The organism is Haloparvum alkalitolerans, from assembly GCF_055381565.1.
In genome coordinates this window covers 1,479,603-1,503,513 of record NZ_AP043938.1, presented here as the reverse complement: position 1 = coordinate 1,503,513, position 23,911 = coordinate 1,479,603, and the positions used below count along the sequence as shown (strand labels likewise).

The following is a 23,911-nucleotide window of genomic DNA, read 5'->3' as shown; positions in this document are numbered from 1 at the left end:
GGGGCTTTCTAGACGGGGCTGTCCAGTACAGCAGGATCAGCAACAGACACAGAAAACGCGCCGTATCAGTACACGCTCACGTCGTCGAACCGGCCCTCGTAGAAGACGCTGTCCGGGTGGGTCGGCTCGTCGCCCGAGAGGAACAGGCGGTCGACCTTCTCCCAGGTGTTCTCGTACCCGAGGTGGGCGAACTCCGCGAGCCCGCGCAGTCGGTGGGCCGCCCCCTCCCGGTGGACTGCCCGCCGGGGCGCGTCGGTGCGGAACGCGGCGACCACGTCCGCGGGCGTCGCGAGGTCGTCCTCGAAGGCGGTCCACGCCTCCCCGACGGTCCCGCGGAGGTGCGCGTACGAGGACGCGAAGCCGGGGAGCCCCACGTCCCGCGTGAGGTCCCGGGACCGGGCGTTCTGGTGCGGCAGCAGCTTCGCGTTGTACGTCTCCGCGGCGTCGATCCGGTCGGCGTGAGCCGCGATCTCCGGCCGGGTGAGCGAGACGTTCGCGAACTCGGGGTGGGGGACGAGCGTCGCGGCGTCCTGTCGGTCGAACTCCGCGAGCGCCGCCTCGAAGGTGATGAAGTCCGGCACCGGCTCCTCGAGCCCGATCGCGAGCAGGTGGCGGCGGGTCCGCCAGTCGCCGGTGAACACCTCGCGCCCCGGCACCACCAGCAGCTCGTCGTCCGTGAACCGCTCCGCGCGGGCACGGACCTCCGGGAGGCGGACGAAGTGGGGCGCGTACACGAGCGCGTCGATCCCGCGGGCCTTCGCGCGGGCGACGACGTGCTCGTCGAGCACCTTCACGTGGGCGTCGACGCGGGTCCCGGTGTGTGACACGGGCGGGTGTTCGGCGGATCCCCGGAAAGGCGTATCGCTCTCGGCCGAGTCGCGGCCGCCGGGACCCGGTTGCCCGCGGCCGATGGCGTGCGCGTCGGGTCGGCGGGGGCCCGCCGCGGCGCGACCGTGGGAAAACGGTTATACCCGTGTCGGGAGACCGGTTCATCATGCCCCGCTGGACGTGTGGGATCGGCGACTGTGACGCCGCCTTCGAGGACGTCGAGTCGGCGATCGTCCACCAGACGACCGAGCACCAGCGCCACGAGTGCAAGGTGTGCGGGACCATCGTGCCGGACGGCTACTTCGCGATCCGGCACGCGTTCGACGAGCACACCCGCGCGGAGTACGTTCGCGCGTACGACGCGGACGCCGCCGCCGTCCGCGAGCGCGAGCAGGTGAAAGAGGAGGTCGAGGCGGCCGCGGACCTACAGGCGGTCGTCGACCGCCTCAACGACGACGCGCTGTGACGGCGCCTACCGCTCGTCGCTGTCGAGTACCCGGATCTGGTCGCCGCGGACCGTGACCGGGATGGGGACGGTCGCCTCGTACAGCTCGACGGTGACCTGGTCTTTCCCCTCGTCGATGCGCTGGACGCGCGCCTTCTCGCCCTTGAACGGGCCGGCGATGAGCTCGACGATGTCGCCCTCGGCGATCCCCTCCACGTCCGGGGTCGGCGAGAGGAAGTGCTCGACCTCGGAGAACCCGCTCTCCGCGGGGCCGTCGGGGCCCTGAATGACGCCGCGGGCGTGGGGGATCTCGTCGAGGACGCGCGCGAACACGCTGCCGTCGGAGGCCTCGACCATCACGTAGCTGGTGAGCTGGTCGGGCGCCAGCACGGCGTGGATCTCCGGCATCTCCTTTTCCGCCAGCATGTCGGCGACGGTGCGCTCCTGGCTGGCGGTGGTCTTCACTGAGTAGATCGGCATCTCAGACGCCGACCCCCGGCAGGAGACTCATGATCGCGTAGATCAGAAACCCGAGGAAGCCGACCAGGAGGATGCCGGCGCCGGCGATCTTCGAGACCTGCAGGAACTCGTCGGAGCTCGGCGTGCTGGCCAGCTTCAGCACCCGAATGTAGCTGTTGAGGTCGTACGGAACGTCCATGTTGGTTCTCGGTTGGCGGTCGCCCTTTTTCTATATTGTGGTGTGCGGCCGCCCGGCGTCGCCAGTCTCGCGCGCCGTCTACAGCACGAACGGGCCGCGCTGCCGGATCGGCTCGCCGTGGGGACGCCCCGCGACCGCGACGAGGCGGAGCCCGTCCGCGCTCTCGACCGCGACCGGACCGCCCTCCGCGGGGCGCACGCGCACATCGCCGACCCCGAACGCCCGCCCGTCGACGGTTCCCTCACCCGCGACGCCGAACAGGAAGCCCGCCCAGTCGGCGGGCGGCTCCCAGGTCCACGCGTCGTCGACCCGCGCGTCGAGGTACTCCATCGGCGTGCGGAGCTCCAGCGGCGACCCCTCCCCGACGACCGTCGTGACGGTCGCCCCGTCGGTCTCCGCGGTCGGGAGCTCCGCGGCAGTCGCGTCCGCGTAGTCCGGTTCGGCCTCCTTCGCCTCGCGGGGGAGGTTCACCCACAGCTGGAGCCCGTTACAGCCCCCCTCGCCCGCGGGGAACTCCGAGTGCTCGATGCCGCGACCGGTCGTGATCCGCATCGCCTCGCCCGCCTGCGCGGTGTTTCTCACGCCGAGCGAGTCCTCGTGGTCCATCCCGCCCTCGATCATGTAGGAGACGATCTCGAACCCCTTGTGGGGGTGAGTGGGGAACCCCTCGTCCGGTTCGATGTAGAAGCGCTCGAACAGCACGAACGGGTCGAGGTTCGCGGGATAGCCGTCGCTCGGGAACGCGCGCGTGGAGGTGACGCCGGTCCCGTGCCGCACCGTGCCGCCCGGGAAGGGCCCCGCAGACCCCTCCGAACCGGAGCCGCTCTCGGACCCCGCCCCGCCGCTCGCCGTCGCCTCGCCGCTCGCCGCCGAGTCGTCGCTGGTCATGTTCCAGAGGAGGTCGCGGCCGCGGTTAACCGTCACGACCGCGGAACCAAATACCGTACTCCCTTCTGTCACGAATCGAGCGAAACCCGCGTATTCTCTCACATGAGTCGTTCGAGAGGCGCTTCCGAACGGCCAGAATTGCTACAAAAAAGCGCTTCCGGGAACGTTCATACTCGCGGCACCCGTTCCTCGAAACGCATCCAATGAGCGACTACGAACTCGATCCGCTGCCGTACGAGTACGACGCGCTGGAACCCCACATCTCCGAGCAGGTGCTCACGTGGCACCACGACACCCACCATCAGGGCTACGTCAACGGCTGGAACGCGGCCGAGGAGACGCTGGCGGAGAACCGCGCGGACGGCGACTTCTCCGACTCCGCGGGCGCGCTGCGGAACGTCACGCACAACGGCTCCGGCCACGTCCTCCACGACCTGTTCTGGCAGAACATGTCCCCCGAGGGCGGCGACGAGCCCGAGGGCGAACTCGCCGACCGCATCGCCGAGGACTTCGGCTCCTACGAGGCGTGGAAGGGCGAGTTCGAGGCGGCCGCGTCCGCCGCCGGCGGCTGGGCGCTCCTCGTCTACGACTCCTTCAGCAACCGGCTCCGGAACGTCGTCGTCGACAAGCACGACCAGGGCGCGCTGTGGGGCAGCCACCCGGTCCTGGCGCTGGACGTCTGGGAACACTCCTACTACCACGACTACGGCCCGGCCCGCGGCGAGTTCGTCGAGAACTTCTTCGAAGTCGTCGACTGGGACGAGCCCGCGGCCCGCTACGAGCAGGCCGTCGCGCAATTCGAGTAGGGCGCCGACCCTCGTCCGCTCCCCCGAGCACCTCGGCCCACATTCTCCCGTGGCGGCGCGGTCGGGCATCGCCGCGCCCCGTGGTCCCCGCTGACCGCCTCCAGGTTCCCTCGTTTCGACGGTCCCGGTCACGGCGCCGTTCGACCGAACCGGCAACAGACCGCGGAGCCGCGGCTGGCGGCTTCCCGTTCCGCAGTCGAAAAACCGCTCGCGGCCGCGTGCCGCCCCCGCGCGACTACTCGACGTAGTCGATGTCCTCGACGCTGCCCTCGGGGGAGCCGGACGCTCCGCCCGCGGCGCCCGCGGGCTGGGGCGCGTCGTTGTTGCCGTAGATCTGGGGCGACTCGACGCCCGTGACCACGATCATGGTGCGCATCTCGCCCTCGAGCTCCTCGTCGACGGAGGTCCCCCAGATGATGCGCGCGTCGGGGTCGATGCGGTCGTAGATCTCCTCGACGACGCCCTCCGCCTCCTCGATGGACATGTCCTGTCCGCCGGTGACGTTGACGAGCGCGGAGTTGGCGCCGGAGATGTCCACGTCCAGGAGCGGCGAGCGGAGCGCGGACTTCACGGAGTCCTGCGCCTTCGACTCGGAGTCGGACTCGCCGAGCCCGATCATCGCCACGCCGCCCTTCTCCATCACGGTGCGCACGTCGGCGAAGTCGAGGTTGACGAGCCCCGGCTTGGTGATCAGCTCGGTGATCCCCTTCACGGACCGCATCAGCACCTCGTCGGAGACCTTGAACGCCTGCCGGACGGGGAGCTTCCCGACCGCGTCGAGCAGGCGGTCGTTGGGGACGACGATGACCGTGTCGCTCACGTCGCGGAGGCGCTCAAGGCCGGCCTCGGCGTTGGTCCGCCGGACCTCCCCCTCCGCGGTGAAGGGCGTGGTGACGATGGAGATGGTGAGCGCGCCCGAGTCGCGGGCGGCCTTCGCGACGACGGGGGCGGAGCCGGTGCCGGTGCCGCCGCCGAGCCCCGCCGTGACGAACACCATGTCGGAGCCGGTAATGGCGTCGGAGATCTCCTCCTGGGACTCGATGGCGGCCTCCTCGCCCACCTGCGGGAGCGAGCCGGCGCCGCGGCCCTGCGTCTTCTGCTGGCCCATCAGGATCTTCGTGTCCGCCTCGATGTTGACGAGGTGCTGGACGTCGGTGTTGGCGGCCACGAGCTTCGCGCCGTGGATCCCCTCCTCCATCATGCGGTTGACGGTGTTGCCGCCCGCGCCGCCGCAGCCGACGACGGTGATGTTCGTCTGGAGGTCCTGTAACACGTCCTCCAGCTCGTCGTCGGTCATCATCCCGGTCTGGGGCGCGCTCCCGGCGCCCGTCCCGGCATCACCGCCCGTACTCCCGTCCCCGCCGCCGGCGCCGTCGAACTCCTCCGCGCCGGAGTCCTCGGCTTCGTCGATGGCGTCGTCAACGATAGAATCCATTATGGAGTCGTTTACTGGAGGGAGACTAATTATCTTTCCCCCTGCGTCGGACGGGAGTCTGACACCGTTTGCGGCCGGATCGGCGGACGAGCCCGGTCGACGCGCCGCGGTCAGCGCTCGAACTTGACCTCGCGCTCCCGCCGAACCTCCTCGGGCGGTATCTCTCGACCGTCGACGGACACCGCCTCGCCGCTCGCGAGGCGGCCGAACTTCGGCCCCTCGGGCACGCCGAGTTTCGCCGCCAGCGAGGGGTCGAACGCCTCCTCGCGGGCGACGACCGCGTCGGGCTCGACGGACACCGCGGCGTACGCGTCCCGGAGCACGTCCGCGAGGGCCGCGACGAGGGCGTCCCGGTCCGCGGGGTCGGCGAACGCCGCGTCCCCCGCGGCCCGAGTGCCGGCCTGCTCCGAGTCGAACGCGAGCGTGTGCGCCTCGACCGCGGCGCGAGCGGCGTCCGCGTCGACGCCCTGCGCGCGCTCCAGCAGGGCCGCGGGCAGCGACCGGACCACGAACCGGTCGCGGACCGCGGCGGGTTCGTCGCCCCGCTCGACCGGGACCGACCGCTCGCCGAACCGCAGGCCCTCGTCGACCGACCCGACCGCGTCCTCCAGCGCCGCGATCAGCGCGAGCGGGCGGTCGCCGACCTCGCGGACCCACGTCTCGCTCACGACGCGGTGGCCCAGGTCCTCGACGGTCGCGACCAGGTCCGGCCGGTCGCCGTCCACGACCGCCAGGTCCGCTCGGCTCCGCTCGAACGCGCGCTCGATCACGTCGGGGTTCGCCGCGGGCGCGCCGAGCTCCGCCAGCTGCCAGTCGACCCCGACGTGGCCGACCGCCCACGCGGTCTCCGCGACGATGCGCGTGAACCGCGGCGTGTAGTGGCCGCCGCCGAAGCCGACGACGTGTCTCGGGCGGCCGTCGGCGCCGACGAGGTCCGGCCCGGTCCCCTCGAGGTCCAGCACCGCCTCCGCGACCGCGCGGGCGCCGTCCGGGTCGTCCCACTGCGCGTCGCCGGAGCCGAGCTCCACGAACAGCGAGGGGACGGCGGTCTCGCTCGGGCCGTGGTGGGTCCCCTCGATGCCCACCTCGTACCCCTCGGGCGCGTGCCGCTCGAAGGCGTCAACCAGCCGTTTCTGGGCCGCGGGTGCGGCGCGGGCCAGCTCTCCGTCCCGGCCGCCGTACTCCGCGGGGCCGAAGTTGCCGGTGAAGTGGGCGGTCAGGAGCGCGCCCGTCTCGCCGGAGTGTCTGGAGACGAACGCCAGCAGGTCCGGTTCCTCGTCGGGACCGCCGAAGGCGGGCGTCGGGTCGGAGAGCTCGATGTGGAGCTCCGCGAACTCCCGGAGCTCGAAGCCCGGCCGGCGGTAGTAGGTGCCGCCGCCCGCCTCGTCCGGGCGGTCCTCGTCGACGCGCTCGTCCCACTCCGCGACCTCGAGCAGCTGCTCCCCGATGTGCGTCGAGGCCCTGTCGGCCCGGCTGACGACGATGGCGATCACTACAGGCGGTGGGCGCTCGGCGGCCGAATAGGCGTCGGTTCGGAGCGGTGGCGGCGTGGTTCGGAGCGGTGGCGGCGTCGGTTCGCGACGGCGGGACCGAGAGGAAAAACGGCGCCAGATCAGGGCAACAGCAGGTAGACGAACCCGAAATAGGCGGCGACCAGTACCGCGCCGTCGAGGCGCGTGACGCGCTTGCGCCACCACATGACGCCGACCGCCAGCGCGGTGAACGCGAGCAGCATCGGGAACTCGAAGGCGCGGACGCCGGGCGCGACCCCGACCGGCGTCACGACCGCGAGGATCCCGATGACCGCGAGGACGTTGTAGATGTTCGAGCCGACGACGTTGCCGACGCTGAAGGAGGCCTCGCCCCGGACCGCGGCGACGACGGAGGCCGCGAGCTCCGGCAGGGAGGTCCCCAGCGCCAGCACCGTCAGCCCGATGAACAGGTCCGAGAAGCCGAACGCCGCGAGCAGGCTCTCGCCGCCGGTGATGAGCCAGCGGGAGCCGACGAGCAGCGTGACGAGCCCCGCGAGGACGTACGCGACCTCGACGGCCCCGGCGTCGGGCATCCCCTCGCGCTCGACCTCCGAGATCTCCGACTGCGTCTGCTGGACGCGGCGGATCACCACGAACGTGAACCCCGCGAGCGCCGCGAGCAGGACGACACCGTCGACCGCGCCGAGCCGGCCGTCCCAGCCGAGCGCGACGAGCAGCACCGCCGCCAGCACCATGAACGGGACCTGTCGCTCGAAGACGGTCTCGGAGACGTCCAGCGGGCGGATCAGCGCGGAGACGCCGAGCACGAGGCCGATGTTGGCGACGTTCGACCCGACGATGGCGCCGAGGCCGATGTCGGTCGAGACGGTGATCGCGCCGACGATGGAGACGAACAGCTCCGGTGCGGTCGTCGCGAACGCGACGACGGTGACGCCGACCGTCGAGGCGCGCAGGCCGTACCCGAGCGCGAGGTCGGCGGCGCCTTTCACCAGCAGTTCGGCGCCGACGTAGAGGAGGACGACGCCCGCCGCGAGCAGCAGCAGTTCCGTCAGGAGGGGCGTTCCGAGTGGCACGTCAGGGGTGTACCCGAGGGGCCCGCAAAACGGCGTCGGTCCGCGTCGACGGCCCCCCGTCTCCGGATCCGGTTATAAGGAGCTGCCGCGCGAACCGCCGGACAGGATGAGCCGGAACGACGAGGTCGCCGACCTGCTGGAGGAGTTCGCGGACCTCCTCGACGCGACGGGCGTCGAGTACAAGCCGACGGCGTACCGCCGCGCCGCGGAGAACGTCCGCGACTACCCCGCGCCCATCGAGCAGTTGGCGGGCGAGGGCGAGGACGCGGTCGCGGAGATCGACCGCGTCGGCGACGCCATCGCCTCGAAGATCGTCGAGTACGTCGACACCGGCTCGATCGAGGAGCTGGAGGAACTCAGGTCGGAGCTCCCGGCCGACATGGCGGCGCTCACCGCGGTCGAGGGCGTCGGCCCGAAGACGGTCGGCACGCTCTACGAGGAGCTGGGTGTCACCACCCTCGACGAACTGGAGGCGGCCGCGGAGGCGGGCGAGATCCGCGAGATAAAGGGGTTCGGCGCGAAGACCGAACAGAACATCCTCGACAACGTCGACTTCGCCCGGCAGGCCCAGGAGCGCGAGCGCCTCGGCGACGCCCGCCCCGTCGCGGAGGCGGCGCTGTCGTTCCTCGCGGACGTGGAGCCGGTCGCGAAGGTGGAGGTGTGCGGCTCGATCCGGCGCTGGAAGGACACCATCGGCGACGTGGACGTGCTCGTCGGCACGGACGCGGGCGAGGCGGTCGTCGAGGCGTTCGCCGACTGGGACGAGGCCGACGCCGTCATCGAGGCCGGAACGAACAAGGCGAGCGTGCGCGCCTCGGGGATGCGCGTCGACCTCAGGACCGTCGTCGTCGACGAGTTCGGCGCCGCGCTCCAGTACTTCACCGGCTCCCGTGACCACAACATCAGGGTCCGGAACCGCGCCATCGACCGCGACCTGAAAGTGAACGAGTACGGGGTCTTCGACGTTTCCGACGTGGACGAGGACGCGGCGACCGGCGGGGGCGACGCGAACGACGCGGGAGGCGGGGGTGGCCAACGCGTCGGCGAGCGGGTGGCCGGCGAGACCGAAGCGGGCGTCTACGACGCGCTCGGTCTTCCGTGGATACCGCCCGAGCTCCGGGAGGACACCGGGGAGGTCGACGCGGCCGCTGAGGGACGCCTCCCGGACCCGATCGAGGAGGGGGACGTGCGCGGCGACCTGCACACGCACACGGAGTGGTCCGACGGCGGCTTCTCGGCCGCGGAGATGGTCGAGGCGGCCGCCGAGCGCGGCCACGACTTCCACGCCGTCACGGACCATGCCGAGGGACCGGGCGTGTTCGGCGACACCGGCCTCTCGGACGCGGAGATCCGCGACCAGGCCGACGAGGTGGCGCGGGTCCGCGAGGACGCCGACATCGACGTGTTCCACGGGATCGAGGCGAACATCGACGCCGACGGGGCGGTGACCACGAGCGACGACGTGCTGGCCGACCTCGACATCGTCGTCGCCTCCCCGCACGCCGCCCTCGACGAGGACGACGAGGGGGCCACGGACCGCCTGATCGGCGCGGTCGAACATCCCGAGGTCGACGTCCTCGGCCATCCGACCGGCCGACTCATCAACAGCCGGCCCGGGCTCACGGTGGACTTCGAGCGCCTCGGCGAGGCCGCCGCCCGCGAGGGGGTCGCCGTGGAAGTGAACGCCAACCCCGCCAGGCTCGACGCCAACGGCGACGCCGTCCGCGCGCTCGTCGAGGCGGGCGCGACGATCGCCGTGAACACCGACGCCCACTCCCCCCGGGAGTTCGACCACGTCCGGTTCGGGGTCCACACCGCACGCCGCGGCTGGGCCGAGCGCGCCGACGTGCTCAACGCGCGCTCCGCCGCCGAGGTGCGGGCGTTCCTCGAGGACTGATGGGGGAGGACTCGCTCCTCGAGGGCCCGTTCCTGCTCGACGCGATGTGCGGGACCCTCGCCACGTACCTGCGGATGTGCGGGTACGACGCCGCCTACGCACTCGACCGCGACGCGGAGGCCGACGACCGCCTGCTCAAACTCGCCGCCGCGGAGGACCGGACGCTCCTCACGCGCGACCGACAACTCGTCGAGCGGGCCGAGGCCCGCGGGCTCGACGCGGTCCTGCTGACGGAGCGCGACGTGCTCGACCAGCTCCGCGAGCTCCGGGCCGCGGGCGTCCCGGTCGACCTGCCCGAGACCCCGACGCGGTGCGGCCGGTGTAACGGCCGCCTGGAACGCGTCCCCGCCGACGCCGACCTTCCCGACTACGTGCCCGACGAGACCGCGGGCGCGGAAAGAGACGGTCGAGGCTCCGACGGAGAACCCCCCGGCGTCTGGCGATGCGTCGACTGCGGTCGGTGTTTCTGGCGCGGGAGTCACTGGGACGACGTGGCGGCGCGGCTGGCGGACCTGTAGCGAACGGGCGTCCGGCCGGCGCCGTTAGAAAGCCGCGCTCACTCGATCAGCTCGACGTCGTCATCGTCGTCGCCCCGGTCCATCGGCGAGGAGAGGTCGCGCTCGCTCTCGCCGCCGTCGCTCGCGCTGGGGGTGCCCGGCCCGGCGCCGCGCGAGCGCGTCCCGCGGCCGGTCCGGTCGGCGGGGTCGCGGTCGGAGGTGTGGCTGACCTCCGCGCCGTCGTCGTTCGCGGCCGCGCCGCCGCCGTCGGGGCCGTTCGTCTGCGTCTCCACCTCGCCGTCGGGCGTGCCGCCGAGGAACCCCATGCCGCCGAGGCCGCCGAGCTGGTCGCGCTCGACCTCGACGACCTTCGTCTCGCCCTTGTGGGTCACCTCCATCGTGACCGTGCCGCCGGGGTCGTTGCGCGTCTTGAAGTTCGCCACGCCGACGAACAGGCACCAGAACGAGGCCGCCATGCCGAGGAAGTAGACGCCCGCGGTCGGGAGCGTCAGGTCGACGGCGTCGACCGCGCAGGTGTTGCCGATCCACTGGCAGGGATACGCGTGCGCGAACAGCGCGACGCCGAGGGCCGACACCGCGGCGCCGACGACGGCGGCCGCCCGCGTCGAGCGGTCGGCCGGGAGGACGGTCAGCAGTCCCAGAAGGACCAGCGGGACGCCGACGCCGCCGAGGACGCCGCCGTAGAGCCGCGCGTCGCCCAGTGAGTAGCCCTCCATGCCGGCGACGATGTCCGTCCCGGCCGCGAGGATGCCCGCGACGACCATCAGCGCCCCCGCGACGAACAGCCCCACGCCGAGGTACAGCCGCCGGAGGCTCGCCGTCGACCGTCCCCGCTCGCCGTACGCCTCCGAGAGACTGGTCATGGGCGCACTTCGGCGCCCTCCGTGAAAACCTTACGTCAGACGTTCGCGTGACGCGGCGCCGAGAGCGCGTCGCCGCGCCGATCCCTCCGACCGCCTCGCGACCGCGCCGACCGCGCGGCTTCGAAAGTATTAGGCCCGCCGCGGCGGAACCCGCGGGCATGAGCGAGGACGAGGAGACCGAGGAGGAGCCGGCGGTCGAACTCGGCGAGGGCCCGGATGTGACGGGACAGCCGGTCGCGCGCGTCGCCGCCCGGCTGACGTGGCCGAAGCCGAAGAGCGAGGTCGTCGACCAGGAGGGCGACGCGACGATCCGCACGCCCGATGGGCCCCGCGACCTCGAGGCGGTGCTCGCGGAGTCCGAGGAGACCCTGTTCGACTCCCGACAGGCGTTCGTCGACGCGGTCGAGGCGGTCGTCGGCACCGGCCCGGTCGCCACCGAGTAGGACCCCCTCCGCCCTTTTGTCGGCCGCACCCCCACGACCGCACCGCTCCCGTTCGACTCGCAGAAGCAGCCCGACGAGTTCGGTGAGACCGAGGACCGAAAACGGCGCTCGGCGGAACGATTTCTGTCGCCGGGTCAGAAAGGCGATGTCTGTCGCCGGGTCAGAAAGACGATTTCTGTCGCCGGGTCAGAAAGACGATTTCTGTCGCCGGGTCAGACCGGTCGGAGGACGACCGCGCGCTCGTCGTCCTCGCCGTGGGTCTCCACGTCGACCTCGACCTCCAGTCCGAGGGGGATCTCCTCGTCCGCGGGCTCCACGTCGACGAGCACGCCCGTGATCCGGACCGGACCGAAGTCCGCGACCGCGGTGACGTACGGCGCCTCGCCCGCGAAGGAGGGCGGCGCGACGTGGACCACGGTGAACGTCTCGACGGCGCCCACGTCGGGGAGCGGTTCCTCCGAGAGGTCCGTCGAGCCGGAGTGCGGGCAGACGCGCCGCGGCGGGAGCGAGCCGTGTCCCCCCGGCGACTCGAGGTAGAAGCCCTCGCCGGCCGCGAGCGCGTCCAGCCACTCGTCGTAGCCGGTGTTGGTCACGCGGTCGCTCATTCAGCCACCTCCAGCACGTGGACGACGGCGCTGGCGACGGTGCCGCCGGCGTTGTGGGCCACGCCGACCTCGGCGTCCGCGACGTGCTCGCTGTTGGGGTGGTCGCCCCGGAGCAGGCGCGTCAGTTCCGCGATCTGCGAGCCGCCGGTCGCGCCGACCGGGTGACCCTTCGCCTTCAGGCCGCCCGAGAGGTTGACCGGCAGGTCGCCGTCCGCGGTCGTGACGCCCTCGCGGGCGGCGGCGATCCCCTCGCCCGGCTCGAAGAAGCCGAGCGACTCCGTGGCGAGTACCTCCGCGATGGTGAAGCAGTCGTGAACCTCCGCCACGTCCACGTCGTCCGGCCCGATGCCGGCGTCCGCGTAGGCCATCTCCGCGGCGTCGTCGGCGGCCGGCGTCCGGGCGAGGTGCGCGCGGTCCTGCAGGGCCATGTTGTCGGTGCCCTGTCCGGTGCCGCGGACGCGGACCGGCGCGTCGACGTCGTGCTCGGCCGCGTACTCCGCCGAGACGACCACGACCGCGCTCGCGCCGTCGGTGATCGGGCAGGCGTCGTACAGGCCGAGCGGCGTCGCCACGTCCGGCGCGTCCAGCGCCTGCTCGACGCTGATCTCCGTGCGGTACTGGGCGTACTCGTTCGGGACCGCGTTGGCGTGGTTCTTCACCGCGACGTTGGCGAGATCCGTCTTCGTCCCGCCGTACTCCGCGAAGTACGCCCGCGCCATCAGCGCGTACGCGCCGGGGAACGTCATCCCCGCGCGCACCTCGAAGAGGTCGTCAGAGGCGGTCGAGAGCCCCGCCGTCACGTCGTCGGTGTCGAGGTGACTCATCCGCTCCATGCCGCCGGCGAGCACCACGTCCGCCTGTCCGGCCCGGACCGTTCGCACGGCCTCCCGAACCGCCACGCCCGCGGAGGCGCACGCCTCCTCGTAGCGCGTCGCGGGACACCGGAGCCCGGCCGCCTCGGCCATCAGCGGTGCCTGATGGCCCTGGTTCTCGGTGATCGACCCCATGTAGTTGCCGTAGTTGAGCTGGTCGACGTCCTCGCGGGGAACGCCGGCGTCCTCGAACGCGCGGAGCGCCGCCTCCGCGAACAGGTCCCGACCGGTGCGCTCGGGGTGGCTCCCGAAGTGGGTGAGCCCGACCCCCGCGACGCGTGCATCTCCCATGAATAATCGTTCATCGTCGATCAGGTAAATGCCTGCCGGAACCGGGAGGAAGGACGTCCGTTCGCTACGAAAGTAGTAAAGTCGAGCGCCGTCTCAGGCGGTCGATAACGACGTTCGTCGAACACCGACGACGGTGCCTCAGCCGATGTACCGCAGTTCGTCCTCGGCGGGACCCGCCGGACCCTCCTGCATCTCCTGGATCTTGCCGACGACCTCCTCCATCTCCTCGGCGCGTTCCTCCAGCGACTCGAAGTCGACCTCGAAGGCGAGCAGCTCCTGGAGGACCTCGAGCACCGCGCGGGCGCTCTTGGGGTCGACGAGGTAGCCGCTCGTCTCGCCCATCAGACACGCCGCCTCGAAGCCGCGGCGCGCGCCGAGGCCGAGCACGAGCCCCGAGACGCCGACGATGCCGCCCGCGGGCTCGTCGGGACGGAACTCCACGCCGGCGTCGTCGAGCGCCTCGCGCATCGACTCGTCGCTCATCGCGCCGAGGACCGTGTACTCCTCGACCAGTTCGCCCGTGGGAACGCCGCCGAGCGCGTACGCGCGCTCCGCGTCGAACGACTCCGCCACGTCGAGGAACGCCGACGTGAGCTCGTAGTGGCCCCCGTTGGTGGCGGCCTGGTGGTCGCCGGTCAACACCAGCAGGTCCGCGCCCTCGGTCTCGACCGCGTGGAACTCCGCGCAGGTGAGCGAGGCGACGCCGTCGTCGTCGACGTTCACCTGCGGCGGGAACTCCGTGGCGTACACGCGTCGCACCAGCTCGGAGTCGAACTCCTCCAGCAGGTGCTCGGCCGCCAGCTTGCCGACGTGGCCCACGCCGGGGAGCCCCTCGATCAGTACTGGGTCCTCGAGGTCCGGGTCCGCGACGGTCTCGATGTCGATATCGTCCATACCCGATCCCGGGGCGGGCGACTAAAGAGGATGGCTATTCCGACGGTCGCTGCGGTTGCGGTCCCCGTCCGACGGCGGCGGCCCGGCGGACCGCCCCCGGCCCTCAGCGGTCGTCGGCCCGGCGACGGACCCGCCGTCGGTACTCGCCGTGGGGGTCCTCCGGCGAGAAGGGCGCAGGCGCGCTGTTCTCGGTCGCCGCGCCGCACTCCGGACACGTCTCGCCGAGCGTGTAGACGGGACGCTCGTGGGCGGCGCGCCAATCGGAACAGACCCGGATGTCGGACTTCACGAAAGAGAAAAGGGGTTACTCGTCCTCTTCGCGCCGCTCGCGGTGGAACTCGCCCTCGCCGCCGGCGGCCTCGATGGCCTCGACGGCGCGCTGGCCCGCCGCTTCGAGCTGGTCCTCGGCGGTCTTGTAGTCGGGCGCCTGTACCTTGAGGCGGTACTCCGGCGAACCGACGTACGCGACGGTGAGTTCGATCTCCTCGGGGACTTCGCCGTTCCCCTCGGCGGCCTCCAGTGCGTCTTTGATCGCGTCGACGCCGTCCGGCGCCGCACACGTCAGGTCGACGTAGCCGGTGACGTTGACGTAGGGGACGGAGACGTTCTCGCGGGCGGTCTCGACGATGGCCGCGGCGTCCGCGTCGTCGATGTCGATGTCCTCCAGCGCCTCGTCGCCGTGGATCGCCGCTGCCTCGAAGGCGTCGTACAGCGACTCGTACTCCACGAGGAGGGCGTTCGCGACCGCCTCGTAGCGGTCGTCGTCGACGTCCTCGCCGAGCGCGAGCAGCATCCAGTTGTCGGCCTTCCGCGCGTTCTTCCACTCCTGGATCTTCTCCTTGCGCTGGTGCTCGTTGACGTCCTTGATCGACAGGTCGACCTGCTGTGACGACTCGTCGACGTCGAGCACCTTCGCGACGACCGTCTGTCCCTCGCGGACGTGGTCGCGGACGTTCTTGATCCAGCCGGAGGCGACCTCGCTGATGTGACAGAGGCCGCGCTTGTCCTCGTACTCGTCGAGGTCGACGAACACGCCGAAGTCGGTGATCTCGTCGACCTCGCCGACCACGAGCTCTCCCGTCTCGGGCCAACCGCTATACTTCATGATGGATGGGGGAGGCGATTACCGTGCCTCAACGGTTTCGACGACCTCGGCCTCGATGTCGGCCTCGCCGCCCGTGGGGCTCGCGAGCGTCGTCCCGCAGACCGCACAGGAGACGGTCGAGGCGGCCTTGCCGAAGACTATCTGTTCGTTCTCGCAGTCGCCGCACGCGACGCGGTAGAAGTTGCCCGCCATGCTTACTCCTGGAACGTGAGCCGACCGGCGCGCCATCCCTCTCGCATGTGGGCCTTGCCGCAGTCGCCACAGCGGTACTTGAGGTGCGTCTTCTTGGTGGGCTTGTCGCCACCGGGCACCTTCGAGTACCCGCCCGCGTTGCCGATGGTCGCGAGCGCGCGACGCTGCTGTCGCGCGTCCCGCTTCATGCCGGTCGCGCGGCCGGAGCGGACCTTCTCCACCTCGTGTTCCTGGTGGGAGTCGCAGTGCGGACAGTACGTATTGAAGCGTCGTGGCATCTCCATGGATAATTACCTTGAGGGAGGGTTGGACACCGGCCGTTAAAACGCATTTGGTATCGCGTCGCCGCGCCGGGCGGACGTTCAAGGGGGATAACGCGGTCACTCGCCGCATCGCCTGAGTTGAACCCCCGCGGCGTCGAGGCGGTCGTGCGGCGCGCGCCCGGGACAGCCGTCGTCACGCGCCGCCTGTTCGCCACACCGTCCGTTCGACATCCGTCACCCGGTCGCGACCGCGGTCGACGGCGTCGTCGGTTCCGCACGCCGCCATCCGGTCAGTCGTCCGCGAGTCGGTCCAGGTCCCGCACGAACTCCCGGAGCGCCCCCCGGGTGACGTGGGGCATGCAGACGACGCGGAGCTCGTCGGCCGCGGTCCGGGAGACCCTCCAGCCAGCCTCCCGGAGCGCGTCGAAGGCGTCGTCCGGGACCGCGGCCGCGACCAGCGGCAGCTTCGGCTCGACGACGTCGTAGCCGCGGTCGGCCAGCGCCGCGGCCAGCCAGTCGGCGTTCGCCTGCGCCGTATCCACCGCCTTCCGGTAGCCGTCCGGCCAGAGCGCCTCCATCGCCGCCACGGCGCCCGCGACGCCGGCACCGCTCCTGGTCCCGGTGAGCGTCGCCTGCGAGGGCGTCTCCAGGTACGGGGTCTCGACCGCCAGCGCGTCCAGCGTCTCTCGCTCACGGGCGACCAGCCCGCCGGCCGGCACCACTCCCTGCCCGAACTTGTGGGGGTCGAGCGTCAGCGTGTCGACCGTCGCGTCCGCGAAGCTCCAGTCGCGGTCCGTGAACGGGAGCACGAACCCGCCCCACGCCGCGTCGACGTGCATGCGCGTCCCGGCCTCCTCGGCGATGGCGGCGAGCTCCGGGATCGGGTCGACGCGCCCGTACTCGGTGGTGCCGGCGACGCCGACCACGAGGGCCGTGTCGTCGTCGACCGCGGCCGCGACCGCCGCGGGGTCGGCCCGGTAGTCGTCGTCGACCGGAACGGTCCGGAGTTCGACCCCGAGCACCTCGGCCGCCTTGGTGAACGAGAAGTGCGCGCTCGTCGGCGCGACCACGTTCGGATCGGCGGTCGCCGCGAGGTTCCGCGCCGCCCGCACGGCCTGGACGTTGGCCTCCGTGCCACCGGAGGCGACGTACCCCGGTGCCGTCTCTGGGTCGGGGTGGTCGGTGACCGTCGCGAGCAACTCCACCGCCCGCTCCTCCAGTTCCGCGACCGTCCCGTAGGTCGCGGGATCGCCGGGGTTTGCGGACAGAAACCGCTGTGCCGCCTCGCGTGCAGCCGGATGCGGCTTCGTGCACATCGACGAGAGCACCCGGTCGAACGACTGCGGGGCGGCCTCCTGCATGGGCAAGGGTTGCCGGGAGGGCGATTTATCGGTTGCGTTCGCGGCCCGTCAGCGCACGGAGTCGAGCAGGAGCCGCTGCTCCTTCCGCTTGACCTCGTGTTGCACGTCGCGGACCGCGTCGATGTTCGCGGAGATCGAGGAGATCCCCTGCTCGACGAGGAAGTCGACCATCTCCGGCTTGGATCCGGCCTGTCCGCAGATGCTCGTGTCGACGTCCAGCTCGCGGCACGTCTCGATGGTCGTCTCGATCAGCGACAGCACCGCCGGGTGGAGCTCGTCGAACCGGTCGGCGACGTGCTCGTTGTTCCGGTCGACGGCCAGCGTGTACTGCGTGAGGTCGTTCGTGCCAAAGGAGGCGAAGTCGATCCCCGTCCCAGCTAGCTCGTCGATGGTGAGCGCGCTCGCCGGCGTCTCGACCATCACGCCCCACGTCCGCTTGTCGGGGTCGATCCCGGCCGCGCGCATGTGGTCGACCGCGGCCTCGACGTCCGCAGCGTCGTTGACCAGCGGGAACATGATCTCGACGTTGTCGTAGCCCATCTCGTATAAGCGCGCGAACGCGGCCAGCTCCTGGCGGAACGGCTCGGGCTTGTCGAGGCTGCGCCGGATCCCCCGCCACCCGAGCATGGGGTTGTGCTCGTTCGGCTCGTCCGCACCGCCCTCCAGCTCCCGGAACTCGTCGGTGGGCGCGTCGATCGTGCGGACGCGCACCGGCCGCGGATAGAACTCCTCGGCGACCCCGCGGATCCCGTCGATCAGCTCGTTCTGGTAGGCGCGCTCGCCGTGGGCGTCGATGAACTCCTCGGGCGTCTTCCCGAGCGTGAGGACCATGTGTTCGATCCGGAGGAGGCCGACGCCGTCCGCGCCGGTCGCGGCCGCGCGCTCGGCCGCTTCCGGGATGGAGACGTTCACCTTCACCTCCGTCGCCGTCATCGGCTTGACGGGAGTCTGCGGCCGGGCCTCCTCGACCGGCTCGAACTCCTCGGCGGACTCGGCCGCGTCCTCTTCTCCCTGTCGGACCGTCCCCTTGTCGCCGTCGATGGTGACCAGCTGACCGCTCTCCAGCTCGCGGGTCCCGGTGCCGGTCCCGACGACCGCGGGAACGCCGAGCTCGCGGGAGACGATGGCGGCGTGGCTGGTCATACCCCCCTCGTCGGTGATGATGCCGGACGCGCGCTTCATCGCGGGGACCATGTCCGGCATGGTCATCTCGGTGACGAGGATGTCCCCTTCCTGAACGCTATCGAGGTGGTCGAGCTTCGTCACGATCCGGACGGCGCCGGAGACGATCCCCGGGCTCGCACCGAGCCCTTGAATCAGCACGTCCGGCTCGTCGCCACCGTCCGCGTCGACGGCCCCGTAACTCCCGCTCTCGTCGGCCTCGTCGGCGTCCGGGATCGTCGTGATCGGCCGGGACTGGAGCATGAAGACCTCGTCGCCGACGATCGCCCACTCCACGTCCTGCGGCTCTCCGTAGTGCTCCTCGACGCGCTCGCCGAGGGCGACGAGACGCTCGATCTCCCCGTCGGAGAGGACGCGCTCCTCGCGGCGATCGGCCCCGACATCCTGCGTGACGGTCTCGCCCGTGTCCGGGTCCTTCACCATCTCGATCTTCTTGTCCGCGACGGTCACCTCGTCGAGCCGCTCGGCCTCGCAGTCGTAGACGTAGTTGTCCGGGGAGACGGAGCCGGAGACGACCGCCTCGCCGAGCCCCCACGCCGCCTCGATGATGATCCGGGGATCGCCGGAGGATGGGTGGCTGGTGAACATCACGCCCGACTTCTCGGCGTCGACCATGCGCTGAACGACGACCGCGATGTCCACCTCGTCGTGCGGGAATCCCTGCTGCTGGCGGTAGTAGATCGCTCGCTGGGTGAAAAGCGACGCCCAGCACTCCTTGACGCGGTCGATAAGTGCCTCCTCGCGGACGTTGAGGAACGTCTCCTGCTGGCCGGCGAAGGAGGCGTCGGGCAGGTCCTCCGCGGTCGCCGAGGAGCGCACGGCGACGAACGCCTGCTCGCCCTCCTCGCCCATGCCGCGATAGGCGTCGAGGATCCCCTCGCGAACGGGGGCCGGGAGTTCGGTGCCGAGGATCAGCTCGCGGGCCCGCTCCTCCGCCTCGCGCAGCGCCGCGGAGTCCTCGGGGTCCACGTCGACGGCCGCGAACAGTTCCTCGTCGATCTCCGCCTCCTCGATGAAGGTGCGGTACGTCCCCGCCGTCACGACGAACCCCGGCGGCACCGGGAGCCCTGCGCCGGTGAGTTCGCCGAGCGAAGCCGCCTTGCCGCCGACCGTCCCCAGGTCGTCGGCGTCCACGTCGTCCAGGGAGAGTACAGCCATTGCCTGTGGTGGGGAATCCGCGAGCCGACGTATGAAGCTTCCGACCCGGTTCCGGCCGTAGGAAAGCTCACTCGCCCGCGAGTAGCACTTTCGCCGATTCGCGATATCTGCCGCGACCGGTGGCGGTCGGCAGTCATCCCCCGGGGCATCACGTGGCCACGGCCGTCCGACTTATCCGGCTGCCGCTCCCGGTCCGCGACATGGACGTGGAGACTGCGCTCCGCGAGATCGACGAGGCGAACGCCAAACACGTCGGAGAGGAGGGGTACGAGCGGCTCCGGGAGGAGTACGAGCGAGGGCTCCGCGAGGTCGATGGGATCGCCGGCGGCGCGGCCGTCGAGGAGCTGTGCCGGCACCTCGCCGGCCACATCAGACACCACGGCGATCGGCCGCCGGTGCCGGTCGCGGACCTGTACGCCGCGGCCGCGGTCCGGGCGGTCGGCGGGGAGGTCCCCGCGGAGTCGTTCCTCGCGAACGCCTGATCGCTACGCGTCGTCGCGCCCCTCGTCGCGGCCGGCGTCGCGGTCGTCCTCCCCGAAGTTGGTCGGAACGACCGTCGGGTGGTTCATGCCGATCGTGGAGCGGTTGCGTGCGGCCATCGTGTTCGATCCTCACCGCCGGACGCCCTAATAATTACCCATGGGCATAAGTCATCGCCGGACGTGGCGGTTATGTTCACGGGTTATCCCCCGCAGCGGGGCGCTTCCGGCGTCGGTCGTTCGCGTTATCGGTCGTTCGCGTTATCGGTCGTTCGCGTTATCGGTCGTTCGCGTTATCGGTCGTTCGCGTATCGCGCAGAAAAAGTCGAGTGCGACGCGAAACGGCCGACTCGGTCGGTGTCCGACTACGCGAACTGCTCGTCGTAGAGGTCCTGCGCGTGCTCGATCGCGTCGTGGGCGGCCGCCTTGTCCTCCCATCCGAGCGTTTCGACCTCCTTGCCGGCCTCGAGGTTCTTGTAGGTCGCGAAGAACTCGTCGATCTCGTCGAGCGTCTGTTGCGGGATGTCCTCGAGGTCCTGGATGTGGTCGAAGCGGGGGTCCTCCTCGGGGACCGCGATGACCTTGTCGTCCTGCTCGCCGTCGTCGTCCATCTTCATCAGCGCGACCGGACGTGCCTCGATGACGCAGCCGGGGAAGGTGGCGTCCTCGACGAGCACCATCACGTCGAAGGGGTCCTCGTCGTCGTAGTACGACTGCGGGATGAAGCCGTAGTCGTAGGGGTAGTGGACGTTCGAGTGGAGGACGCGGTCGAGCACGACGCCGGGGATGTCCTTGTCGTACTCGTACTTGTTGCGCTCGCCCTTCAGACACTCCACGACGGCGTTGATCGTCTCCGGCGCGTCGGAGCCGGTCTCGAGGTCTTCCCAGAGGTTCGTCATGCGTCCGCCCGTCCGCCGAACACGGTCAAAGTCCTTTCGGGTACGCTCCGAGACCGGCCCGCCCGACCGCCGACGTACGCCGACGACGCGTTCGCCCAACCGCGGCGTTCGACGACGGATCGACGCCACACTCCCGAATATACCCACGATCTGCCAATACCGATTCTTCCGGAGTACAACCCGAGAATGCGCAGCGTGAAGCGGTCCGCTCCCACGTTCGGTCAGCGACCGTCGGCTGACAATATATAAAACTCGGTGGTCGTTGCGAAGCGTTAAATATCGGGATGACATGTTCTCAAGCATGTCAGAGGCACAATCTGTCAGCGGCGGTGCGGAGGTGTCGAGGGACCTTACGGCGTTCCAGCAGAACATCCTGGTCATCCTCTCCGAGGAGCCGATGTACGGGCTCGCGATCAAGCGCGAACTCGAGTCCTACTACGGCGACGAGGTGAACCACGGGCGGCTCTACCCGAACCTCGACGACCTCGTGGACCTCGGGTTAGTCGAGAAGAGCGAACTCGACAAGCGGACGAACCAGTACGAGCTGACCGAGGCGGGCGTCGAGGCGGTCGTCGGCCGGCTCGACTGGGTCCTCTCGAAGTTCGTGACCGAGGACGAGCGCGCGGAGACGGTCCGCGGTCTCGTCGACGACCAGCTGTAACGGCGACCGACCGCCCGCTTGGCACACGCCGGGCCTTCTTCGGTATCCGACCGCGGAGCGGCGGTGCCGTCCCGGCGCTCCCGGTCATCCCGGCGACCCACGAACGGCGATTCGGGCGGACTACTCCGAGAGCGCGTCGTCGACCAGCGTCAGCGACTCCTCGACGACCGCGCGCTGCTCCTCGTCCGGCCAGACGTTTCTGGGGTAGTACTCCTCGAGGAACTCCGCGCGCTCGTCGAGGGTGGCGCGGTCGAGCTCCTTCACGTAGTGGTTGGCCATGAACGCCCCGAACGCGCGGACGTTCGCGGCGTGGGCGGCGCCGTGTTCGCGCTCGATGCGGTCGGCGACCGCGTCGTTGTGGCTCGCCACCTCCTCGTAGCGCTCCGCGTCGCCGGGCCCGGACAGCGACACCTCGACGCCGCGGTCGGTGTCCTCGATGCGGTCGAACTGCACCGTCCCGTCCTCGACCCACTCCGCCGGGTAGAGGACGAGCGTGTCGTCCTCCTCGCGGATCCGCGGCTCGTAGTCGTGGGCGGCGACGAGCTCGTCACGGCGCTCGCGGTAGGCGGTCGCGGCGGCGTCGTCGACCGCGTCGCGGGCGAGCCGGGTCAGTCGCTCGGCCTCGGTGACCGCGTCGCGGGGGATGTCGGGGACGCGCTCGGCGTCGGGGTCGGCGGACTCCTCCGCGTCCGACGGCTCCCCCGCGTCGGCCGAGTCGGCGGCCGCTATCTCCCGCGCGCGCTCTTTCGCCCACTCGGGCGGTTCCTCCTCGTCCGGTCGGGGGTCACTGTCGCTCATCGAGGGCCTCGTTGGCCAACTCGTCGGCGCGCTCGTTTATGTCTCGCGGAACGTGCGCCAGCGACCAGCGGTCGAACGCGTCGAGCAGTTCGCGGACCCGCACGCGCTTCTCGCGGAGCGTCGGGTCGTTGGCGTTCCACTCCCCGCGGACCTGCTTGACGATCAGCTCCGAGTCGCCGCGCACGTCCACCTCCTCGAAGCCGTAGTCGCGGGCGGCCTCCAGCGCCCGGATCAGCGCCGCGTACTCGGCCTGGTTGTTCGTCGCGCGCCCGACGCGCTCGCCCCCCTCGGCGACGATCCCGTCGCTCGTGACCAGACACCAGCCGACCGCGGCCGGGCCGGGGTTCCCCCGGCTGGCGCCGTCGAAGTAGACGTGGGCGCGCCCGCCGCCCTCGGTTAAAAGGAGGGTGAGCCGCGTCGGGTCGCTCCCCTGCACGACCACCTTGTCGTCGTACGCGACCGCCGTCGCCCCGTCGCGCTCGGCCCGCCAGCGCTCGTGGTCGGTGTTGCCCGGCCGAACCTCGACGCCCGCGGTCGCCAGTCGCTCGCGCGCGGCGGCGGGATCGCACTCGATAGTCGGCATCCTGTGGGGCTCCGCGGCGACGAAACAAAGGCTCCCCGGTCGCGCCCAGTCCTGTTGTGACGCCGACACCCTCCGCAAACTTTTAAGTCAGCGCAGCGGATTACTATATAAATGCGATGACAGGGCCCACTCGCCAGCGGGAGTACGACCGGCAGCGCACGGGGCAGGAGGACGAAGAGGAAGACGTCGAGGACGGGGAGATCGACGTCGACGAACTCGATCCGGAGGAGCTGACGCGGACCGCGGACGGCGAGCTGATCCACGAGGAGACGGGGCTGATCGTGGAGGAGGAGCAGATCGACCCCGGCCCGGAGTGGCGGGCGTTCAACCACTCGGAGCGGCAGGAGAAGTCGCGCGTGGGCGCCCCCACCACGCAGACGATGCACGACAAGGGGCTGACGACGACGATCGACTGGAAGGACAAGGACGCCTACGGCCGCTCGATCTCCTCGAAGAAGCGGTCGCAGATGCATCGGCTGCGGAAGTGGCAGGAACGCATCCGGACGAAGGACGCGGGCGAGCGGAACCTCCAGTTCGCGCTCTCGGAGATCGACCGCATGGCGTCGGCGCTGGGCGTGCCGCGGTCGGTCCGCGAGGTCGCGTCGGTCATCTATCGACGCGCGCTCTCGGAGGACCTGATCCGCGGCCGCTCTATCGAGGGCGTCTCCACGGCCGCGCTCTACGCCGCCTGCCGCAAGGAGGGGATCCCCCGCTCGCTGGAGGAGATCTCCGACGTCTCGCGCGTCGAGCGCAAGGAGATCGGGCGCACCTACCGCTACATCTCCCAAGAGCTCGGGCTGGAGATGAAGCCGGTCGACCCGAAGAAGTACGTCCCCCGCTTCTCCTCGGAGCTGGAGCTCTCCGAGGAGGTCCAGGCGAAGGCCAACGAGATAATCGAGACGACCGCCGAGAAGGGCCTGCTCTCGGGCAAGTCCCCGACCGGCTACGCCGCGGCCGCGATCTACGCCGCCTCCCTGCTCTGTAACGAGAAGAAGACCCAGCGCGAGGTCGCCGACGTGGCGCAGGTGACCGAGGTCACCATCCGCAACCGGTACCAGGAACAGATCGAGGCGATGGGGATCCACAGCTAACGCCGGCCGCCCACGGGCAGCGTTCGGCGGAGCTACGCGCTCTCGACGATCCACTTCTCTGCATATTTCTTTACCGAAAGTGCGTCTAAAGCGCACGAACCTGCGTCACGTTCCGAGCGGTTTTTGTGAC

At 70.7% G+C, this 23,911-nt stretch carries 27 protein-coding genes and 1 pseudogene; 8 read left to right on the top strand and 20 right to left on the bottom strand.

What is annotated here, in order from left to right; genetic code table 11:
• Positions 1-65: 65 nt before the first annotated feature.
• Positions 66-827 (bottom strand): PHP-associated domain-containing protein, encoded by a 762-nt coding sequence (locus ACZ432_RS09905; RefSeq protein ID WP_426962464.1) that lies wholly within the window; start codon positions 825-827, stop codon positions 66-68.
• A 167-nt stretch (positions 828-994) separates the two neighbouring features.
• Between ACZ432_RS09905 and ACZ432_RS09900 the strand changes: the two genes are divergently transcribed.
• The gene (locus tag ACZ432_RS09900; protein ID WP_058367195.1) at positions 995-1,294 is read left to right on the top strand and encodes a DUF7565 family protein; all 300 of its coding nucleotides are present in this window, start codon (positions 995-997) and stop codon (positions 1,292-1,294) included.
• A 6-nt stretch (positions 1,295-1,300) separates the two neighbouring features.
• Here the strand turns inward: ACZ432_RS09900 and ACZ432_RS09895 are convergent, their stop codons facing one another.
• From ACZ432_RS09895 to ACZ432_RS09885, 3 genes are all read right to left on the bottom strand, one after another.
• Positions 1,301-1,753 carry a transcription elongation factor Spt5 gene (locus ACZ432_RS09895; RefSeq protein ID WP_058367194.1) on the bottom strand — a complete coding sequence of 151 codons (453 nt, stop codon included), beginning with the start codon at positions 1,751-1,753 and terminating at the stop codon, positions 1,301-1,303.
• A 1-nt stretch (position 1,754) separates the two neighbouring features.
• On the bottom strand, positions 1,755-1,931 hold the full coding sequence (locus ACZ432_RS09890; protein ID WP_058367193.1) for a protein translocase SEC61 complex subunit gamma: 177 nt from the start codon (positions 1,929-1,931) through the stop codon (positions 1,755-1,757).
• Between the two features lie 78 nt (positions 1,932-2,009).
• On the bottom strand, positions 2,010-2,819 hold the full coding sequence (locus ACZ432_RS09885; RefSeq protein ID WP_426962465.1) for a pirin family protein: 810 nt from the start codon (positions 2,817-2,819) through the stop codon (positions 2,010-2,012).
• Positions 2,820-3,022: 203 nt separating this feature from the next.
• Here ACZ432_RS09885 and sod point away from each other — a divergent pair, with 203 nt between their 5' ends.
• Positions 3,023-3,625 carry a superoxide dismutase gene (gene sod / locus ACZ432_RS09880; protein ID WP_426962466.1) on the top strand — a complete coding sequence of 201 codons (603 nt, stop codon included), beginning with the start codon at positions 3,023-3,025 and terminating at the stop codon, positions 3,623-3,625.
• A 235-nt stretch (positions 3,626-3,860) separates the two neighbouring features.
• Here sod and ftsZ read toward each other — a convergent pair whose 3' ends face one another.
• The 3 genes from ftsZ to ACZ432_RS09865 form a co-directional block, all read right to left on the bottom strand.
• Positions 3,861-5,060 carry a cell division protein FtsZ gene (gene ftsZ / locus ACZ432_RS09875; protein ID WP_426962467.1) on the bottom strand — a complete coding sequence of 400 codons (1,200 nt, stop codon included), beginning with the start codon at positions 5,058-5,060 and terminating at the stop codon, positions 3,861-3,863.
• Positions 5,061-5,170: 110 nt separating this feature from the next.
• The gene (locus ACZ432_RS09870) at positions 5,171-6,553 is read right to left on the bottom strand and encodes a D-aminoacyl-tRNA deacylase (protein WP_426962468.1); all 1,383 of its coding nucleotides are present in this window, start codon (positions 6,551-6,553) and stop codon (positions 5,171-5,173) included.
• 119 nt (positions 6,554-6,672) lie between these two features.
• Positions 6,673-7,626 (bottom strand): calcium/sodium antiporter, encoded by a 954-nt coding sequence (locus ACZ432_RS09865; protein WP_426962469.1) that lies wholly within the window; start codon positions 7,624-7,626, stop codon positions 6,673-6,675.
• Positions 7,627-7,732: 106 nt separating this feature from the next.
• Here ACZ432_RS09865 and ACZ432_RS09860 point away from each other — a divergent pair, with 106 nt between their 5' ends.
• Both ACZ432_RS09860 and ACZ432_RS09855 read left to right on the top strand, forming a co-directional pair.
• On the top strand, positions 7,733-9,523 hold the full coding sequence (locus ACZ432_RS09860) for a helix-hairpin-helix domain-containing protein (RefSeq protein ID WP_426962470.1): 1,791 nt from the start codon (positions 7,733-7,735) through the stop codon (positions 9,521-9,523).
• Positions 9,523-10,041 carry a Mut7-C RNAse domain-containing protein gene (locus ACZ432_RS09855; RefSeq protein WP_426962471.1) on the top strand — a complete coding sequence of 173 codons (519 nt, stop codon included), beginning with the start codon at positions 9,523-9,525 and terminating at the stop codon, positions 10,039-10,041. Before ACZ432_RS09860 ends, ACZ432_RS09855 begins: the two co-directional genes overlap by 1 nt.
• Before the next feature lie 77 nt (positions 10,042-10,118).
• On the opposite strand, the pseudogene ACZ432_RS09850 reads toward ACZ432_RS09855, so the two are convergent.
• Positions 10,119-10,904: pseudogene (locus ACZ432_RS09850) on the bottom strand (cell division protein CdpA domain-containing protein); the annotation flags it as partial.
• Between the two features lie 158 nt (positions 10,905-11,062).
• Between ACZ432_RS09850 and ACZ432_RS09845 the strand changes: the two are divergent.
• Positions 11,063-11,347: a DUF5789 family protein gene (locus tag ACZ432_RS09845; RefSeq protein WP_426962472.1), complete on the top strand. Its 285-nt coding sequence runs from the start codon at positions 11,063-11,065 to the stop codon at positions 11,345-11,347.
• 212 nt (positions 11,348-11,559) lie between these two features.
• Here ACZ432_RS09845 and ACZ432_RS09840 read toward each other — a convergent pair whose 3' ends face one another.
• The 9 genes from ACZ432_RS09840 to ppsA all read right to left on the bottom strand — a co-directional run bounded on the left by ACZ432_RS09840 (position 11,560) and on the right by ppsA (position 19,270).
• A complete protein-coding gene (locus ACZ432_RS09840; RefSeq protein WP_426962473.1) occupies positions 11,560-11,952 on the bottom strand; it encodes a Zn-ribbon domain-containing OB-fold protein in 393 nt (130 codons plus the stop codon).
• On the bottom strand, positions 11,949-13,115 hold the full coding sequence (locus tag ACZ432_RS09835) for a thiolase domain-containing protein (RefSeq protein ID WP_426962474.1): 1,167 nt from the start codon (positions 13,113-13,115) through the stop codon (positions 11,949-11,951). The genes ACZ432_RS09840 and ACZ432_RS09835 overlap by 4 nt, the downstream gene beginning before the upstream one ends.
• Before the next feature lie 138 nt (positions 13,116-13,253).
• Positions 13,254-14,009: a proteasome assembly chaperone family protein gene (locus tag ACZ432_RS09830; protein ID WP_426962475.1), complete on the bottom strand. Its 756-nt coding sequence runs from the start codon at positions 14,007-14,009 to the stop codon at positions 13,254-13,256.
• Positions 14,010-14,112: 103 nt separating this feature from the next.
• Entirely contained in the window at positions 14,113-14,298 is a 186-nt protein-coding gene (locus ACZ432_RS09825) for an RNA-protein complex protein Nop10 (protein WP_426962476.1), read from the bottom strand.
• A 15-nt stretch (positions 14,299-14,313) separates the two neighbouring features.
• Positions 14,314-15,114, bottom strand: a complete 801-nt coding sequence (locus ACZ432_RS09820) for a translation initiation factor IF-2 subunit alpha (protein WP_426962477.1) — start codon at positions 15,112-15,114, stop codon at positions 14,314-14,316.
• Between the two features lie 18 nt (positions 15,115-15,132).
• On the bottom strand, positions 15,133-15,306 hold the full coding sequence (locus ACZ432_RS09815) for a 30S ribosomal protein S27e (RefSeq protein WP_426962478.1): 174 nt from the start codon (positions 15,304-15,306) through the stop codon (positions 15,133-15,135).
• A 2-nt stretch (positions 15,307-15,308) separates the two neighbouring features.
• Entirely contained in the window at positions 15,309-15,590 is a 282-nt protein-coding gene (locus tag ACZ432_RS09810) for a 50S ribosomal protein L44e (RefSeq protein WP_004050353.1), read from the bottom strand.
• A 269-nt stretch (positions 15,591-15,859) separates the two neighbouring features.
• Positions 15,860-16,930, bottom strand: a complete 1,071-nt coding sequence (gene mfnA / locus ACZ432_RS09805) for a tyrosine decarboxylase MfnA (RefSeq protein ID WP_426962479.1) — start codon at positions 16,928-16,930, stop codon at positions 15,860-15,862.
• A gap of 48 nt (positions 16,931-16,978) precedes the next feature.
• Positions 16,979-19,270 carry a phosphoenolpyruvate synthase gene (ppsA, locus tag ACZ432_RS09800; RefSeq protein WP_426962480.1) on the bottom strand — a complete coding sequence of 764 codons (2,292 nt, stop codon included), beginning with the start codon at positions 19,268-19,270 and terminating at the stop codon, positions 16,979-16,981.
• Between the two features lie 200 nt (positions 19,271-19,470).
• Here ppsA and ACZ432_RS09795 point away from each other — a divergent pair, with 200 nt between their 5' ends.
• Positions 19,471-19,752 (top strand): hypothetical protein, encoded by a 282-nt coding sequence (locus ACZ432_RS09795; RefSeq protein ID WP_426962481.1) that lies wholly within the window; start codon positions 19,471-19,473, stop codon positions 19,750-19,752.
• A gap of 362 nt (positions 19,753-20,114) precedes the next feature.
• On the opposite strand, the gene ACZ432_RS09790 is transcribed toward ACZ432_RS09795, so the two are convergent.
• Complete coding sequence (locus ACZ432_RS09790) at positions 20,115-20,648, bottom strand: inorganic diphosphatase (RefSeq protein ID WP_426962482.1); 534 nt, start codon at positions 20,646-20,648, stop codon at positions 20,115-20,117.
• A 301-nt stretch (positions 20,649-20,949) separates the two neighbouring features.
• On the opposite strand from ACZ432_RS09790, the gene ACZ432_RS09785 reads away from it, so the two are divergent.
• A complete protein-coding gene (locus tag ACZ432_RS09785) occupies positions 20,950-21,309 on the top strand; it encodes a PadR family transcriptional regulator (RefSeq protein ID WP_426962483.1) in 360 nt (119 codons plus the stop codon).
• A gap of 120 nt (positions 21,310-21,429) precedes the next feature.
• Here ACZ432_RS09785 and ACZ432_RS09780 read toward each other — a convergent pair whose 3' ends face one another.
• Together ACZ432_RS09780 and rnhA are read right to left on the bottom strand one after the other, a co-directional pair.
• Positions 21,430-22,107: a DUF7108 domain-containing protein gene (locus ACZ432_RS09780; RefSeq protein WP_426962484.1), complete on the bottom strand. Its 678-nt coding sequence runs from the start codon at positions 22,105-22,107 to the stop codon at positions 21,430-21,432.
• Entirely contained in the window at positions 22,094-22,690 is a 597-nt protein-coding gene (gene rnhA / locus ACZ432_RS09775; protein ID WP_426962485.1) for a ribonuclease HI, read from the bottom strand. Before rnhA ends, ACZ432_RS09780 begins: the two co-directional genes overlap by 14 nt.
• A 116-nt stretch (positions 22,691-22,806) precedes the next feature.
• On the opposite strand from rnhA, the gene ACZ432_RS09770 reads away from it, so the two are divergent.
• Complete coding sequence (locus tag ACZ432_RS09770) at positions 22,807-23,781, top strand: transcription initiation factor IIB (RefSeq protein ID WP_426962486.1); 975 nt, start codon at positions 22,807-22,809, stop codon at positions 23,779-23,781.
• The last annotated feature ends 130 nt before the right edge of the window (positions 23,782-23,911 follow it).

Bases quoted from the DNA above. Each gene is read 5' to 3' on its own strand.
- ACZ432_RS09780 (WP_426962484.1), bottom strand. From the start codon at position 22,107: ATGAGCGACAGTGACCCCCGACCGGACGAGGAGGAACCGCCCGAGTGG.
- ACZ432_RS09810 (WP_004050353.1), bottom strand. From the start codon at position 15,590: ATGGAGATGCCACGACGCTTCAATACGTACTGTCCGCACTGCGACTCC.
- rnhA (WP_426962485.1), bottom strand. From the start codon at position 22,690: ATGCCGACTATCGAGTGCGATCCCGCCGCCGCGCGCGAGCGACTGGCG.
- sod (WP_426962466.1), top strand. From the start codon at position 3,023: ATGAGCGACTACGAACTCGATCCGCTGCCGTACGAGTACGACGCGCTG.
- ppsA (WP_426962480.1), bottom strand. From the start codon at position 19,270: ATGGCTGTACTCTCCCTGGACGACGTGGACGCCGACGACCTGGGGACG.
- ACZ432_RS09820 (WP_426962477.1), bottom strand. From the start codon at position 15,114: ATGAAGTATAGCGGTTGGCCCGAGACGGGAGAGCTCGTGGTCGGCGAG.
- ACZ432_RS09815 (WP_426962478.1), bottom strand. From the start codon at position 15,306: ATGGCGGGCAACTTCTACCGCGTCGCGTGCGGCGACTGCGAGAACGAA.
- ACZ432_RS09860 (WP_426962470.1), top strand. From the start codon at position 7,733: ATGAGCCGGAACGACGAGGTCGCCGACCTGCTGGAGGAGTTCGCGGAC.
- ACZ432_RS09830 (WP_426962475.1), bottom strand. From the start codon at position 14,009: ATGGACGATATCGACATCGAGACCGTCGCGGACCCGGACCTCGAGGAC.
- ACZ432_RS09895 (WP_058367194.1), bottom strand. From the start codon at position 1,753: ATGCCGATCTACTCAGTGAAGACCACCGCCAGCCAGGAGCGCACCGTC.
- ACZ432_RS09790 (WP_426962482.1), bottom strand. From the start codon at position 20,648: ATGACGAACCTCTGGGAAGACCTCGAGACCGGCTCCGACGCGCCGGAG.
- ACZ432_RS09885 (WP_426962465.1), bottom strand. From the start codon at position 2,819: ATGACCAGCGACGACTCGGCGGCGAGCGGCGAGGCGACGGCGAGCGGC.
- ACZ432_RS09840 (WP_426962473.1), bottom strand. From the start codon at position 11,952: ATGAGCGACCGCGTGACCAACACCGGCTACGACGAGTGGCTGGACGCG.
- ACZ432_RS09900 (WP_058367195.1), top strand. From the start codon at position 995: ATGCCCCGCTGGACGTGTGGGATCGGCGACTGTGACGCCGCCTTCGAG.
- ACZ432_RS09795 (WP_426962481.1), top strand. From the start codon at position 19,471: ATGGACGTGGAGACTGCGCTCCGCGAGATCGACGAGGCGAACGCCAAA.
- ACZ432_RS09890 (WP_058367193.1), bottom strand. From the start codon at position 1,931: ATGGACGTTCCGTACGACCTCAACAGCTACATTCGGGTGCTGAAGCTG.
- ACZ432_RS09770 (WP_426962486.1), top strand. From the start codon at position 22,807: ATGACAGGGCCCACTCGCCAGCGGGAGTACGACCGGCAGCGCACGGGG.
- ACZ432_RS09855 (WP_426962471.1), top strand. From the start codon at position 9,523: ATGGGGGAGGACTCGCTCCTCGAGGGCCCGTTCCTGCTCGACGCGATG.
- ACZ432_RS09835 (WP_426962474.1), bottom strand. From the start codon at position 13,115: ATGGGAGATGCACGCGTCGCGGGGGTCGGGCTCACCCACTTCGGGAGC.
- ftsZ (WP_426962467.1), bottom strand. From the start codon at position 5,060: ATGGATTCTATCGTTGACGACGCCATCGACGAAGCCGAGGACTCCGGC.
- ACZ432_RS09845 (WP_426962472.1), top strand. From the start codon at position 11,063: ATGAGCGAGGACGAGGAGACCGAGGAGGAGCCGGCGGTCGAACTCGGC.
- mfnA (WP_426962479.1), bottom strand. From the start codon at position 16,930: ATGCAGGAGGCCGCCCCGCAGTCGTTCGACCGGGTGCTCTCGTCGATG.
- ACZ432_RS09785 (WP_426962483.1), top strand. From the start codon at position 20,950: ATGTCAGAGGCACAATCTGTCAGCGGCGGTGCGGAGGTGTCGAGGGAC.